This window comes from Pseudoxanthomonas spadix, assembly GCF_003703395.1.
GTDB classification, from domain to species: Bacteria; Pseudomonadota; Gammaproteobacteria; order Xanthomonadales; family Xanthomonadaceae; genus Pseudoxanthomonas_A; species Pseudoxanthomonas_A spadix.
Genome location: NZ_RDQN01000001.1, coordinates 300,387 through 313,592 on the forward strand (window position 1 = coordinate 300,387; position 13,206 = coordinate 313,592).

Here is a 13,206-nt window from a genome sequence, read left to right on the forward strand (position 1 = left end):
CAAGCGCCGGAGGTCCCCGACGGGCAATAATGGAAATTCCAGGCGCTGCGGGGCCTGGGTCATGAGGAGAGCTGATGGGAAATCGACCGTTGCTGGCTGCGCAGCTGGAGCGCTATCGCCACCTGTGTCCGCAAGAAGCCGGGGTCATCGACGCGTTCGCCGACCTGTTGGACGCCCCGGCCGATCCCTTCGTGCGCGAGCGCCTGGAGGGACATTTCACCGGCTCGGCCTGGCTGGTCTCGGCCGACGGCCAGCGCACCCTGCTGACCCACCACCGCAAGCTGGACCGCTGGCTGCAGCCGGGCGGCCATGCCGACGGCGATCCGGACCTGGCCCGGGTCGCCTTGACCGAGGCGCTGGAAGAGTCGGGCATCGTTGGGTTGCGGGTGGACGGGCAGGCGATCTTCGACCTGGACCGGCACTGGATCCCCGCACGCGGGGACGTGCCGGGCCACTGGCACTTCGATGTGCGCTACGTGGTCCATGCCATGGACCGCGAGGACTACGTGGTCGGCGAGGAATCGCACGACCTGGCCTGGCGGCCGGTGGGCGAGGTGGCCCGGGCGCAGGACCGGTCGCTGCGGCGCATGGCGCGCAAGTGGCTCAAGCGCCAGGCGATTACGGCTGTCGATTGACGTGGGAGCGGCCATGGCGGCGATGCAGCTGTACCGGTGAAGCGCCATCGCCGCTGTAGCGGCTCCCACGGGCAGGAGATGTCGCGATACATCGCGAGATTGCCCGGCCGCCGCGGCCGTCGGGCAAGCGCAGGACTCAATACAGGGTGCGCACCCGCAAGGTGCCATCGATCGCGGCCAGCGCATCCTTCAACACGGTGGTCTGCGCCTCGGTGGCGGTGACGTCGATCACCACGTAACCCACCTGCGCATCGGTGCGCAGGAACTGGCCGTCGATGTTGATGCCCTGGTCGCGGAACACGTCGTTGATCTGCGACAGCACGCCGGGCACGTTGCGGTGGATGTGCAGGATGCGGCGGCTGCCTTCGTGGCCGGGCAGGGTGACTTCGGGGAAGTTCACCGCCGACAGGGTGCTGCCGTTGTCGCTGTAGCGCACCAGCTTGGCAGCGACCTCGATGCCGATGTTGTCCTGCGCTTCCAGGGTGCTGCCGCCCACGTGCGGGGTCAGGATCACCTGGTCCAGGCCGGCCAGCGGCGACACGAATACATCGCCGTTGCCCTTGGGCTCGACCGGGAACACGTCCACCGCCGCGCCGCCGAGATGGCCGGACCTGAGCGCTTCGGCCAGGGCATCGATGTCCACCACCGTGCCGCGCGAGGCGTTGATCAGGTGCGCGCCCTTCTTCATCGCGGCAATCTGGGCGGCGCCGAACAGGTCCCTGGTCGCCGCGGTTTCCGGCACGTGCAGGGTGATCACGTCCGCGCGCTGCAGCAGGTCTTCCAGGCTCAGCGCCGGGCTGGCGTTGCCCAGCGAGAGCTTGGTTTCGATGTCGTGGAAGATCACCTTCATGCCCAGCGACTCGGCCAGCACCCCGACCTGGGTGCCGATGTGGCCATAGCCGATGATGCCCAGGGTCTTGCCGCGCACTTCATGGCTGCCGGCGGCCGACTTGGACCAGCCGCCGCGATGGCACTGCGCGTTTTTCTGCGGGATGCCGCGCATGAGCATGATCGACTCGGCGATGACCAGTTCGGCCACGCTGCGGGTATTGGAATAGGGCGCGTTGAACACCGGGATGCCGGCCAGCTCGGCCGCCTCGGTGTCCACCTGGTTGGTGCCGATGCAGAAGCAGCCCACCGCGATCAGCCGGCGCGCGTGCGAGAGCACCTCGGCGGTCAGCTGGGTGCGCGAGCGGATGCCGACGATGTGCGCCTCGGCGATGCGCGCCTTGAGTTCCTCTTCGGGCAGCGACTTGGTGTGGAATTCGATCTGGCTGTAGCCGGCCGCGGTGAAGGTGTCCACCGCGGTCTGGCTGACGCCTTCCAGCAGCAGCACGCGGATGTCTTGCTTCGGGAACGAGGTCTTCTTCGTCATGGACGTTGCAGTGGGGGTGCCAAGCGGGGCGCCACTATGCCAGATGCCCGGCGCGCAGGCGTGCTGGGTCGGCTGGACGTGGCGTTGCGCTGCTGGCACGCTGGCACACCTTCGATCTGCCGCGGTTTCACGCGCAACTTTCATGAGCCATTCCCTGCTGGATTCCCTGCATGCGGCGGTGCCGGCGCTGCGCCTGAAGACCGACCCTGGCGACCTGGAGCACTACGGCCGCGACTGGACCCGGCGCTGGACGCCCAATCCGCTGGCCATTGCGCTGCCGGGCAGCGTCGAGGAAGTCCAGGCGGTGATGCGCTGGGCCAGCGAACAGGCCGTCAAGGTCGTGCCCTCCGGCGGCCGCACCGGGCTCTCCGGTGGCGCGGTGGCCGCCAACGGCGAGCTGGTGCTCAGCCTGGAACGCCTGAACAAGCCGCTGTCCTTCGACCGCGTGGATCGCACGCTCACCGTGCAGGCCGGCATGCCGCTGCAAGCCGTGCACGAGGCGGCGCGCGAGCAAGGCCTGGTGTATCCGGTCGACTTCGCCGCGCGCGGCTCCTGCTCGATCGGCGGCAACATCGCCACCAATGCCGGCGGCATCCACGTGATCCGCTACGGCAACACGCGCGAGTGGATTGCCGGGCTCAAGGTCGTCACCGCCAGTGGCGAACTGCTCGACCTCAACCGCGCGCTGGTCAAGAACTCCAGCGGCTACGACCTGCGCCAGCTGATGATCGGCTCGGAAGGCACCCTGGGCATCGTGGTCGAGGCCACGCTGCGGCTGACCGATCCACCGCCGCCGAGCAACGTGATGCTGCTGGCGCTGCCGAGCTTCGAGGTGTTGATGGAAGTGTTCGCCGCCTTCCGCCAGCGCCTGCAGCTGGAGGCATTCGAGTTCTTTACCGACATCGCGCTCAGGCATGTGCTGGCGCACGGCGCGGCCAAGCCGTTCGAAGAGGTCCATCCGTATTACGTGGTCACCGAGTTCGCGATCGGCGATGAGGCCGGGGAGGCCGCGGTGATGGCCGCGTTCGAGGACTGCATGGCGCACGGCTGGGTCAGCGACGGGGTGATCAGCCAGTCCGATGCCCAGGCCCGGCAGCTGTGGCGCCTGCGCGAAGACATCACCGAGGCGCTGGCGCCGCACGTGCCGTACAAGAACGACGTGTCGGTGCGGATCTCGCAGATGCCGGTATTCCTGGCCCAGACCATGCAGCTGCTCGGTGAGGCCTATCCGCATTTCGAGGTGGTGTGGTTTGGCCACATCGGCGACGGCAACCTGCACATCAACGTGCTCAAACCGGCCGGCATGGCGCAGGCCGATTTCGTGCGCGACTGCGAGCAGGTCACCAGGTTGCTGGCCCAGGTGCTCAAGCGCCATGGCGGCAGCATCTCGGCCGAACACGGCATCGGCCTGGTCAAGAAGGCCTACCTGGACAGCACCCGCAGCCCGGCCGAGATCGCGCTGATGCGCGGCATCCGCCAGGCGATGGACCCGGCCGGCCTGCTCAACCCCGGCAAGCTGTTCGACCCCTGAGCGTGCGCCGCGCAGGGGCGGTGGCAGCGGGCTGACCAGCCGCGCCGTGGCACGGCGCTGTGCCGGGGCTGCGCCAGAAACCGGGTCCGGATCAGTCCGCGCGCCCGCCGAACTCGCCGGTGGTGGTGTTGATCAGGATGCGCTCGCCGGTGGTGATGTACTCGGGCACCATGATCTCGATGCCGGTGCTGAGCCTGGCCGGCTTGGGACGCTTGGTGGCGGTGCCGCCCTTGAGCTCGGGCGGGGTTTCGACCACTTCCAGGGTCACGTGCTGGGGCAGCTGCAGGGCCACGGGCTGATCGTCGATGACCTGCACGTAGCTGCCGGCCAGGCCTTGGCTGATGTAGCCGGCGGCGTCGCCGATCACCTCGGCATCCAGCGTGTACGGGGTGTAGTCCTCGTCATCCAGGAACACGAACGCCTCGCCATCCATGTACGAGAAGGTGGCCTGGCGACGCAGCAGTTCCACCTCCGGCAGGTTGTCATCGGCGTCGAAGCTGGCATCGAGCTTGGTGCCGCCCGGCACGCTGTACATGATGAAACGGAAGCGCACATTGCCGCCGCGGCCCTGCGGGGACGAGCGTTCGATGTCGCGGATCTGGTAGACGCCGTTGTTGTACTCGACGACGTTGCCTTTCTTGATGTCGGCAGCCTTCATGGGTTGATCGCTTGTGTGGTTGTCAAAGGAATCCGGGGTGGGAGCGGCCTTTATCCCCTTTTTCGGGAACATGTTCGGGGACATGGCCGCCAGAGGCTTTACCGGGCAAGCCCCATCGCGGCCCTGCGGTCCGCTCCTACCGGGGCGCCAGCCGCACCGCGCCGTCCAGGCGGATGGTTTCGCCATTGAGGTAACGGGAGGCCAGGATGAAGGCCACTGTATCGGCGTATTCGTCCGGCCGGCCCAGGCGCGAAGGGAAGGGGATCGAGGCGGCCAGCGACTGCTGCACGGCTCCGGGCATGCCATCGACCATCGGTGTCCAGAAGATGCCCGGGGCGATGGTCATCACCCGCACGCCAAAGCGCGCCAGCTCGCGCGCCATCGGCAGGGTCATGCTGACCACGCCACCTTTTGAGGCGGCATAGGCGGCCTGGCCGATCTGGCCCTCGAAGGCGGCCACCGAGGCGGTGTTGATGATCACCCCGCGCTCGCCATCTTCGCCCGGGTCATTGTGCTGCATCAGGTTGGCTGCGGCCTTGGCCACGTTGAAGCTGCCGACCAGGTTGACCAGCACCGTGTTACGGAAGGCGCTCAGTGGCATCGGGCCGTCCTTGCCCAGCATGCGGCCGGAGCCGAGGATGCCGGCGCAGTTCACCGCCACGTTGACCGTGCCCATGAACTCGTGCGCGGCGCTCAAGGCGGCCGCGACCACGGTCTCGTCGGTGACATCGGTGCAGATGTAGCGCGCATGGGCGCTGCCCAGTGCGGCCACGGCTGCATCGCCTCTGTCATCGTTGACGTCCAGCAGCGCGACCTGGCCGCCGCCGGCCACGATGCGCTGCGCGGTGGCCAGGCCCAGGCCGGAAACGCCGCCGGTGATCACGGCACGGGTGTCGGACAGGTGCATGGCAACTCCTTGGGCAGGAAGGGAGGCGGACATTTTACGGGAAGCAAGTGCAGCGCCTGGCCCGCTGCGGGTGCCGGCAGCCGTGACGGGGTGGTCAGAGCGTCAGCAGGTACCAGCGGTCGCAGCCGCCGTGACCGGTGGCACCCAGCGGTGCCTCCAGGCGCCTGAAGCCGGTCTTCCGGTACAGGCGCATGGCCGCGTCCATGCCGTCCAGGGTTTCCAGATAGCACTGGGCGAAGCCAAGGCCGCGCGCGGCCTGCAGGCAGGTCTGGATCATCGCCGTGCCGGCGCCCAGGCCGCGGGCCTGGGGCAGGAAGTACATCTTGCGCAGCTCGCAGATGTCCTGGCTGCCGCCTTCCAGCGGTGCCACGCCAGCGCCGCCCAGGACCACGCCCCCCGCCTGCGCGGGGGCAGGCTTGCGTTCGACCACGAAATAGGCGCAGCGCGGCCGCGCGTAGGCGCGGCTGAGCCAGTCCACTTCCGGGTCGTGGATCGCAAAGCCGGCGCCGCATGCGCCGAACTCGGGCATCACGGTGCGGATGATCGCGGCCATGGCGGCATCGTCGCCGGGGCCGATGGGACGGATCTGCAGGGCGTTGGACATTGTTGGCAAGGGCGCAAAACGGTGGCGCGCGCATGGTATGACAGCGCCGGGGCCACGCCAGCCTGGACAGGGGTTGGGAAGGGCGCGGGCGCGTGAAGAATGCTACTATTGAGAACTGTTTTCATTTGAGCCCGTCTGCGTGATGCTGTCCGAACTGCCCAGGCGCACCCAGGCCATCGTCGACACCGTCGAAGACCGCGGCCCCAACGACACCATTGCCCGCCGCCTGCGCGAGCTGGGGTTCGTTTCCGGCGAACCGGTGGAAGTGGTCGCGCGCGGGCCGATCGGCGCCGATCCGATCCTGGTCCAGATCGGCTTCACCCGCTTCGCCCTGCGCCGCAGCGAGGCCGCGCGGGTGCGCCTGCGCGATGGAGAACCGGCATGAACGCCGCCGCTGCCGCGCCGCGCCTGGCCCTGATCGGCAATCCCAACTGTGGCAAGACCGCGCTGTTCAATCTGCTCACCGGCAGCCGGCAGAAGGTGGCCAACTACGCCGGCGTCACCGTCGAGCGCAAGGAAGGCCGCTTCGAGGGCGCCAGCGGCCAGAGCTATCTGTTGCTGGACCTTCCGGGCGCCTACAGCCTCAATGCGGCCAGTCTGGATGAGGCCATCACCCGCGACCTGTGCCGGGGTTTCCTGCCCGGCGAGCCGGCGCCGGATGCACTGGTGTGCGTGGTCGATGCCACCAACCTGCGCCTGAACCTGCGCTTCGTGCTGGAAGTGCTGCGCCTGGGCCGGCCGGTGATCCTGGCGATCAACATGGCCGATGCGGCCCGGCGTCGCGGCATCGGCATCGATCTGGCGGTGCTGCAGCGCGAGCTGGGCATCCCGGTGGTGGAAACCGTCGCGGTGCGCGCCAACGGCGCCCGCGCGCTGCTGGAACGAATCGACCGGGTGGTGGCCAACCCGCAGCCGCCGGCCAAGGTGTTGCCCGACGATGCCGACCTGCACGCCGAAACCCGCCGCCTGCTGGCGCTGGCGGTGACCATGCCGACCCGCACCGCGCGCGTGGACGACGCCCTGGATCGCTGGCTGCTGCATCCGGTGTTCGGCCTGGTGGCGCTGGCGCTGGTGATGTTCCTGATCTTTCAGGCCGTCTACGCCTGGGCCACCCCGCTGATGGACGCCATCGACGCGGCCACCGGCTGGCTGGGCGCGTGGGTCGGTGGGGTGCTGCCCGAAGGTCCGCTCAACAGCCTGCTCACCGACGGCATCATCGCTGGCCTGGGCGGGGTGATCGTGTTCCTGCCGCAGATCCTGATCCTGTTCGCCTTCATCCTGGCGCTGGAGGAATCGGGCTACCTGCCGCGCGCGGCGTTCCTGCTGGACCGGACGATGGCCGCCGCCGGCCTGTCCGGGCGCTCGTTCATCCCGCTGCTGTCCAGCTTTGCCTGCGCGGTGCCGGGGATCATGTCGACCCGCTCGATCCAGGATCCGCGCGACCGCCTGGCCACGATCCTGGTGGCGCCGCTGATGACCTGTTCGGCGCGGCTGCCGGTGTACGCGCTGCTGATCGGGGCGTTCATCCCGCAGCAGAAGGTCTGGGGCGTGTTCAACCTGCAGGGGCTGGTGCTGTTCGCGCTGTACTTTGCCGCGATCATCAGCGCGCTCATGGTGTCGTGGGTGATGAAGCGCTGGCGCCGCGACAAGGGCGAACACGCGCTGCTGCTGGAGCTGCCGTCCTACCGCATCCCGCACCTGCGTGACCTGGGCATCGGCCTGTACGAGCGGGCGATGATCTTCCTCAAGCGCGTGGGCGGCATCATCCTGGCCCTGACCGTGCTGCTGTGGGTGCTGCTGTCCTTCCCCAGCGCACCGGCCGACGCCACCCTGCCAGCGATCGACTACAGCTTCGCCGGTCGCATCGGCCACGCCATGACCAGCGTGTTCGCGCCGCTGGGCTTCAACTGGCAGATCTGCATCGCGCTAATCCCTGGGCTGGCCGCGCGCGAAGTGGCGGTGTCCTCGCTGGCCACCGTCTATGCGCTGTCCGGCGACGATGACGCGGCCGCACAGGCGCTGTTGCCGCTGATCCATGACGGCTGGTCGCTGGCCACCGGGCTGTCGCTGCTGGTCTGGTACATCTACGCACCAATGTGCCTGTCCACGCTGGCCACGATCAAGCGCGAGACCAATTCCTGGAAGCGCATGGCGGCCGCGGCCGGCTATCTGTTCGCGCTGGCCTACATCGCCTCGCTGGTGACCTACCAGGTGGCTGTGGCCCTGGGAGCTGGCTGATGCAACTGAGCCTGCTGCTGCAGTACGGGGTGATCGCCCTGGCCGCGCTGGTCAGTGCCTGGGTGGTGGCCAACAAGCAGTTCCCCACGGCGATGCGCAGGCTGCGCCTCTGGCTGGCGTTGCCGTTGGTGCGCGAAGGCCGCCCCGCCTGGATACGCAAGCTGGGCTCGCGCATCGCCCCGGCAGCGACCGGTGGTGCCGGGGCCTGTGGTGGCTGCAGTAGCTGCGGGCCCTCGAGCCGGGTCAGCGGCAAGCGCTGATCGAACACGAAAAGGGCCGTACCGCGGCCCGTCTGGGTTCGTTTCGTGTTCGCTCGTCGGCTGTCGGATCCCAGTCAGGACAGCCGCCGCTTGCCGCGCGGCGCGGTCGCGCCGGTATGCGGGAACATCTCCACCGCCAGCGAAAACGTGCGCTGCTCGCCCGCGCGCAGGGCGCCAACGCCCACCACGTGGCGATCCAGTTCCTGCCCGCGCTGGTCGCGGATGACCACCACGGCGGTGTATTCGTAGGCATCGGCGTCGTGCGGATGACGCACGGTGCCTTCCACCTTCAGCGGGACCAGGCGCTCGGCTTGGCGCTTTTTCACGGTGACAGAATCGTCGAAGCGCAGGTGGTGCCTGCACGACGGACACACCGCCGCGGTCTCCAGGACCGTGGCCTTGCAGTGTGGACAGGCGCGGGTGGCGCCTGCCGTGCCGGGACGGGCGTTGCTCACGCCGCGTCGCTGTCCTTCTTCCTGTCGTTGCCTTCACCGCCGACATCGGCCTGGCCGCGGAAGCGCGCACCGGAAGCCACGGTCAGCGTGTTGGCCTTGACGTCCCCGATCAGCGCGCCCGAGGCGAGCAGTTCCACCTGCTTGGCGGCCTCGATATTGCCTTCCAGCTCGCCGGCGATGATGACCTTGTCGGCCTTGACCCCGCCACTGAGCCTGGCGCCCTGTTCGATGGTCAGATCGCCCTGCACGTTGACGTCGCCCTTGAACTTGCCGGCGATGCGCACATGGCCGGTACCCTCGATCTTGCCCTCGATGGTCAGGTCCGAGGCGATCAGCGATTCCTTGATCGCAGCCGCGGCCGGGCGTGCCGTTGCCAGGGCTGGCGTCGGCACGGGCGTGGCGGCGATCGGTTCGGGCGCAAAGGGCGCTGGAGCTGGCCCATCGCGCAGCGGAGCAGGGTCGGCGGGCGGCGGTGTGGCGTCCTTCTTGCCGGACAACTGGTCTTTCCACATGGACATGTCGCAGGTTCTCCAGGGCGGGGAAAACGGGAAATATCACGGTAAACGCCGCATCAGCGCTGTGACCGACTGCACGATCAGCCATTCGCATCATGCCATCGCATCCAGATCCTGGCGCGCCGGGGCGGCACGTGCATGGCAATGCGCGGCAATGCCCCGCCTGGCGGCGTGTCTTCAGCGCGCCAGAAAGAAAAAGGGTCCGTTCGATGCGGACCCTTTCCCTTCCAGATAACGGTGGCCCGCGCGCTTATTGCTTGGCGGCGTCGTCGGCTTCCGCGGACACCTCGGCGGCCTTGTCGGCGGTGGCGTCGGCGCCTTCGGACACGGCCGCAGCGGCATCGGCAGTGGCCGACTGGGCGGCGTTCTCGGTGTTCTCGGCGGCGGTGCTGGCAGCGTCGGCGGCTTCGCTGGCGGCAGCCGAGGCCTTGTTGGCGGCTTCGTCGGTGGCAGCGGCGGCCTGGTCGGCAGCGGCGGCGGCATCGTCGGCAGCGCTGGAGGCGGTGGCCGAAGCGGCGTCCTGGGTTTTCTGCGAGCAGGCGCCAAGGGCCAGCACGGCGGCGATCAGCACGAGGTTGAGCTTGTTGGTCATGAGGTTTCCCTTCAAAAATATGGAATGGGTGGGTCGTTGATGCCGCACTGGCCGCAAGAACGGCGCCAGACACGGCAGCGCGCGGATTCTACAGAGCGCCAGGTCAATTGAAAGTCGCCCGTGAAGCGGCGCATCAGGCGCCGCGCATGAAAAAAGGACCGCCGGTTGCCCGGCGATCCTTTCGATCCATCCCAGTGGAAGCGTGGACGCTCCCGCGCGAGGGGTTACTTCTGGTCAGCCTCAGAGGCAGCCTTCTCAGCCGTGTCAGCGGCATCCTGGGCGGTGTCCTTGGCGGTTTCGGCGGTCTCGGCAGCGGTGTCGGCAGCGTCATCCGTGGTCGCAGCGCCGGCGTCGGCAGCAGCGCTGGCAGCGGTGTCGGCAGCGGTGGCGGCGGTGTCGGCAGCGGCCTGGGCCGAGTCGGCGGTCGGGGTGCTGGCAGCGGTGTCGGCAGCAGCCTGCGCCTCGGTGGCCGCCTGCTGTGCGTCAGTCGATGCGTCGGCAGCCTGTTCCGGCTTCGAGCAAGCGGCCAGGGCCAGGCCCATTGCCAGCGCGATCAGCGTCTTGTTGATGCTCATTTGGTAAATCCTCGTCGATAAGTTTGGCAACGCGCAGTCTGCGCGCCGGGCGACATCATGACTATCCGGTTTCCACTGTCAAGCATTGACTGGCATGCGGCTCATGTTCGTCAACTTTGCGTTAAAGACCGGAAACCTCGTCAGATCAGTTCCAGCGCAATGGCCGTGGCTTCGCCCCCGCCGATGCAAAGCGACGCGATGCCACGGCGCTTACCCTGCACGCGCAGGGCGTTGATCAGCGTGACGACCAGGCGCGCGCCCGATGCACCGATCGGATGACCCAGCGCGCAGGCACCGCCATGGACGTTGACCTTCTCGCGCGCAATGCCAAGCTCCCTGATCGGGACCATGGCGACCACCGCAAAGGCCTCGTTGATCTCGAACAGGTCCACCTGCTCCACCGACCAGCCGGCCTTTTCCAGCACGCGCTGGATGGCGCCGACCGGGGCAGTGGTGAACCACTGCGGATCCTGCGAGAAGGTCGCGTGCGCCACGATCCGCGCCAGCGGGGTGATCCCGCGCCTGGCTGCCTCGTCCGCACTGAGCAGCAGCGTGGCCGCCGCGCCGTCGGAAATGCTGGAGGAACTGGCCGCGGTCACCGTGCCGTCCTGCTTGAAGGCCGGCTTGAGCGAGGGGATCCTGGCGATGTCCGCCTTGCCGGGCTGCTCGTCGCTGCCGACGCTGACCTCACCCTTGCGGGTGGTCACGGTGAAGGGAACGATCTCGCCTTCAAATGCGCCCGAAGCCTGCGCGGCCCGTGCGCGCTCGACCGAGCCGATCGCGTAGGCGTCCTGGTCCTGGCGACTGAAGCCGTATTTTTCCGCGGTGGCTTCGCCGAACACGCCCATGGCCTGGCCGTCGTACGGGTTGACCAGCCCATCCCAGGACATGTGGTCGATCGCCTTGAAATCGCCGAAGCGGTTGCCCGTGCGCGAATTGGGGATCATGTGCGGCGCGTTGGTCATCGATTCCATGCCACCGGCCACCACGATCTGCGCCGAGCCGGCCTTGATCAGGTCATGCCCCAGCATGATGGTCTTCATGCCCGATCCGCAGACCTTGTTGACCGTGGTGCAGCCGGTCGAGGAGGGAATGCCGGCCGCCAGCGCTGCCTGGCGGGCGGGCGCCTGGCCCAGGTTGGCCGGCAGCACGCAACCCATCAGCACCTCGCTGACGTCGGCCGCCGGCACGCCGGATTGGGCAAGCACCGCGCGGATGGCTGCCGCGCCCAGCTGCGGGGCGGGTACGCCGGTGAACTGGCCAAGGAAGGAGCCAATGGCGGTGCGCTTGGCGGCGGCGATGACGATGTCGCTCATGGGAGATCCTGTTGTCCAGAAGAGGCAACCATTATCCGCCCGCCGCGGAAACGGCGGCAATACGGCCTTCGGCGCGTGGGGGCCTGGTGTGGATCACCAGGTGCTGATCGGCTGGGACCTCAAGTCCTGGGGCAGGGGCCGGGCTGGTGTCTGACGCGGTGAGTACGGCTGAAGCCGCAAGAAGAATGCCGGTTTCAAGGCGCGTTCTTTTGCCAATGCGCGATCAGTGGTCGCCGCGCAGGTGACCCATGTAGCGCGGGGCGGTGCGGCCCAGCGGTAGCTTGAGCTTGCCGATGGCGCCGATGCGTGCCTCGGCGATACGGTCGGCGGCGTACTGCGGAGCGATCTTTTCCTTCTCCGCCAGGTCGAAGATGCGGCCGACGTTGTGGTAGATGTTGCGCATCAGGCGCATGGCGCGCTCGCGGTTGTAACCGTCGATCTCAAGCGACACGTTCATGACGCCACCGGCGTTGACCGCGTAGTCCGGCGCATAGAGGATGCCGCGCCGCATGGCTTCCTCGCCGACCACGTGCGACATCTGGTTGTTGGCGGTGCCGCAGATGATCTTGCTGCGCAGGCGCGGCAGGGTCTCCTGGTTGATCGAGCCTTCCAGCGCGCACGGCGAGAACACGTCGGCCTGGACCTCGTAGATCTCGTCCGGCGACACCGCCTCGGCGCCGCATTCCTCGACCGCGCGCTCGACCAGCGCCGGATTGAGGTCAGTGACGAACAGCTTGGCGCCGCGCTCCCTGAGCAGTTTCACGAACTCCATGCCGATGTGGCCCAGGCCCTGGACCGCATAGCTATACTTGCCGATTTCCTCATTGCCGAAGCGGCGCTGCAGGGTGGCCATCAGGCCTTGCAGGGCGCCGTAGGCGGTGAACGGCGCCGGGTCGCCCGAGCCGCGGTGCACCTGGTGTACGCCGACCACGTATTCGGTTTCGCGGTAGACGTATTCCATGTCGTTGACGTCGGTGCCGACGTCCTCGGCGGTGATGTAGCGACCGCCCAGCGAATCGACATAGCGTCCGAGCATGCGGAACAGCGCTTCGGTCTTGTCCCGGCTCGGGTCGCCGATGACCACCGCCTTGCCGCCGCCGACGTTGAGGCCGGCCAGGGCGTTCTTGTAGGTCATCGTGCGACTCAGCCGCAGCGCGTCGTGCAAGGCCGCATCGGTGCTGGCGTAGGGGCGCATGCGCATACCGCCCAGGGCCGGTCCGAGCACCGTGCTGTGGATGGCGATGATCGCCTTCAGGCCCGCGTCGGGATTGTGGCAGAACACCACCTGCTCGTGGCCTGAGCTATCGAGTGTTTCAAAGAGCATGTGGGGTGGGCTCCAGATTCCGCGCGAGGCCGCAGTTGCGGACCATCGTTTGGAGCGTTTCATAAGTTACTGAAACGCAAAACAAAAAAGAAACCGCCCGGGTGCAGGCGGCGACCTCGCACAGGAACAGTCTAACGATACGCGCCGTGTGCGTTGGCAGGGCGGCGTGAGGCCTGAATCGGGAGCGCGATTCAGGCTCCTGGGCGATGGTCATATCGCGC

The 13,206-nt window shown here is 67.9% G+C and carries 15 protein-coding genes; 5 read left to right on the forward strand and 10 right to left on the reverse strand.

What is annotated here, in order from left to right; all coding sequences use genetic code 11:
- Nucleotides 1–74 precede the first annotated feature (74 nt).
- Nucleotides 75–635 (forward strand): NUDIX hydrolase, encoded by a 561-nt coding sequence (locus D9R12_RS01345; protein WP_122227167.1) that lies wholly within the window; start codon nucleotides 75–77, stop codon nucleotides 633–635.
- 136 nt (nucleotides 636–771) lie between these two features.
- Here D9R12_RS01345 and serA read toward each other — a convergent pair whose 3' ends face one another.
- Nucleotides 772–2,010, reverse strand: coding sequence for a phosphoglycerate dehydrogenase (serA, locus tag D9R12_RS01350; RefSeq protein WP_122227169.1), 1,239 nt, complete (start codon nucleotides 2,008–2,010; stop codon nucleotides 772–774).
- 142 nt (nucleotides 2,011–2,152) lie between these two features.
- On the opposite strand from serA, the gene D9R12_RS01355 reads away from it, so the two are divergent.
- A complete protein-coding gene (locus tag D9R12_RS01355) occupies nucleotides 2,153–3,541 on the forward strand; it encodes an FAD-binding oxidoreductase (RefSeq protein WP_014160779.1) in 1,389 nt (462 codons plus the stop codon).
- 91 nt (nucleotides 3,542–3,632) lie between these two features.
- Here D9R12_RS01355 and yeiP read toward each other — a convergent pair whose 3' ends face one another.
- The 3 genes from yeiP to D9R12_RS01370 form a co-directional block, all read right to left on the reverse strand.
- Complete coding sequence (gene yeiP / locus D9R12_RS01360; RefSeq protein WP_122227171.1) at nucleotides 3,633–4,199, reverse strand: elongation factor P-like protein YeiP; 567 nt, start codon at nucleotides 4,197–4,199, stop codon at nucleotides 3,633–3,635.
- A gap of 136 nt (nucleotides 4,200–4,335) precedes the next feature.
- Entirely contained in the window at nucleotides 4,336–5,106 is a 771-nt protein-coding gene (locus D9R12_RS01365) for an SDR family NAD(P)-dependent oxidoreductase (protein ID WP_014160777.1), read from the reverse strand.
- A gap of 94 nt (nucleotides 5,107–5,200) precedes the next feature.
- Nucleotides 5,201–5,710, reverse strand: a complete 510-nt coding sequence (locus D9R12_RS01370; protein ID WP_122227173.1) for a GNAT family N-acetyltransferase — start codon at nucleotides 5,708–5,710, stop codon at nucleotides 5,201–5,203.
- A gap of 139 nt (nucleotides 5,711–5,849) precedes the next feature.
- Here D9R12_RS01370 and D9R12_RS01375 point away from each other — a divergent pair, with 139 nt between their 5' ends.
- The 3 genes from D9R12_RS01375 to D9R12_RS01385 are packed head-to-tail and all read left to right on the forward strand — an operon-like array spanning nucleotide 5,850 to nucleotide 8,208.
- Complete coding sequence (locus tag D9R12_RS01375; RefSeq protein WP_122227175.1) at nucleotides 5,850–6,095, forward strand: FeoA family protein; 246 nt, start codon at nucleotides 5,850–5,852, stop codon at nucleotides 6,093–6,095.
- Nucleotides 6,092–7,948 carry a ferrous iron transporter B gene (gene feoB / locus D9R12_RS01380; RefSeq protein WP_122227177.1) on the forward strand — a complete coding sequence of 619 codons (1,857 nt, stop codon included), beginning with the start codon at nucleotides 6,092–6,094 and terminating at the stop codon, nucleotides 7,946–7,948. The genes D9R12_RS01375 and feoB overlap by 4 nt, the downstream gene beginning before the upstream one ends.
- Nucleotides 7,948–8,208 (forward strand): DUF6587 family protein, encoded by a 261-nt coding sequence (locus D9R12_RS01385; protein WP_014160773.1) that lies wholly within the window; start codon nucleotides 7,948–7,950, stop codon nucleotides 8,206–8,208. Before feoB ends, D9R12_RS01385 begins: the two co-directional genes overlap by 1 nt.
- A gap of 74 nt (nucleotides 8,209–8,282) precedes the next feature.
- Here D9R12_RS01385 and D9R12_RS01390 read toward each other — a convergent pair whose 3' ends face one another.
- The 6 genes from D9R12_RS01390 to D9R12_RS01415 all read right to left on the reverse strand — a co-directional run bounded on the left by D9R12_RS01390 (nucleotide 8,283) and on the right by D9R12_RS01415 (nucleotide 12,985).
- The gene (locus D9R12_RS01390; RefSeq protein WP_122227179.1) at nucleotides 8,283–8,663 is read right to left on the reverse strand and encodes an FxLYD domain-containing protein; all 381 of its coding nucleotides are present in this window, start codon (nucleotides 8,661–8,663) and stop codon (nucleotides 8,283–8,285) included.
- Nucleotides 8,660–9,181, reverse strand: a complete 522-nt coding sequence (locus tag D9R12_RS01395; RefSeq protein WP_122227181.1) for a bactofilin family protein — start codon at nucleotides 9,179–9,181, stop codon at nucleotides 8,660–8,662. The genes D9R12_RS01390 and D9R12_RS01395 overlap by 4 nt, the downstream gene beginning before the upstream one ends.
- Nucleotides 9,182–9,428: 247 nt before the next feature.
- Nucleotides 9,429–9,770 carry a hypothetical protein gene (locus D9R12_RS01400; protein WP_014160770.1) on the reverse strand — a complete coding sequence of 114 codons (342 nt, stop codon included), beginning with the start codon at nucleotides 9,768–9,770 and terminating at the stop codon, nucleotides 9,429–9,431.
- Nucleotides 9,771–9,994: 224 nt separating this feature from the next.
- The gene (locus D9R12_RS01405; protein WP_014160769.1) at nucleotides 9,995–10,345 is read right to left on the reverse strand and encodes a hypothetical protein; all 351 of its coding nucleotides are present in this window, start codon (nucleotides 10,343–10,345) and stop codon (nucleotides 9,995–9,997) included.
- 140 nt (nucleotides 10,346–10,485) lie between these two features.
- Nucleotides 10,486–11,661 carry a thiolase family protein gene (locus tag D9R12_RS01410; protein WP_014160768.1) on the reverse strand — a complete coding sequence of 392 codons (1,176 nt, stop codon included), beginning with the start codon at nucleotides 11,659–11,661 and terminating at the stop codon, nucleotides 10,486–10,488.
- Between the two features lie 223 nt (nucleotides 11,662–11,884).
- Complete coding sequence (locus tag D9R12_RS01415) at nucleotides 11,885–12,985, reverse strand: Glu/Leu/Phe/Val dehydrogenase dimerization domain-containing protein (RefSeq protein WP_014160767.1); 1,101 nt, start codon at nucleotides 12,983–12,985, stop codon at nucleotides 11,885–11,887.
- Nucleotides 12,986–13,206: the final 221 nt, after the last annotated feature.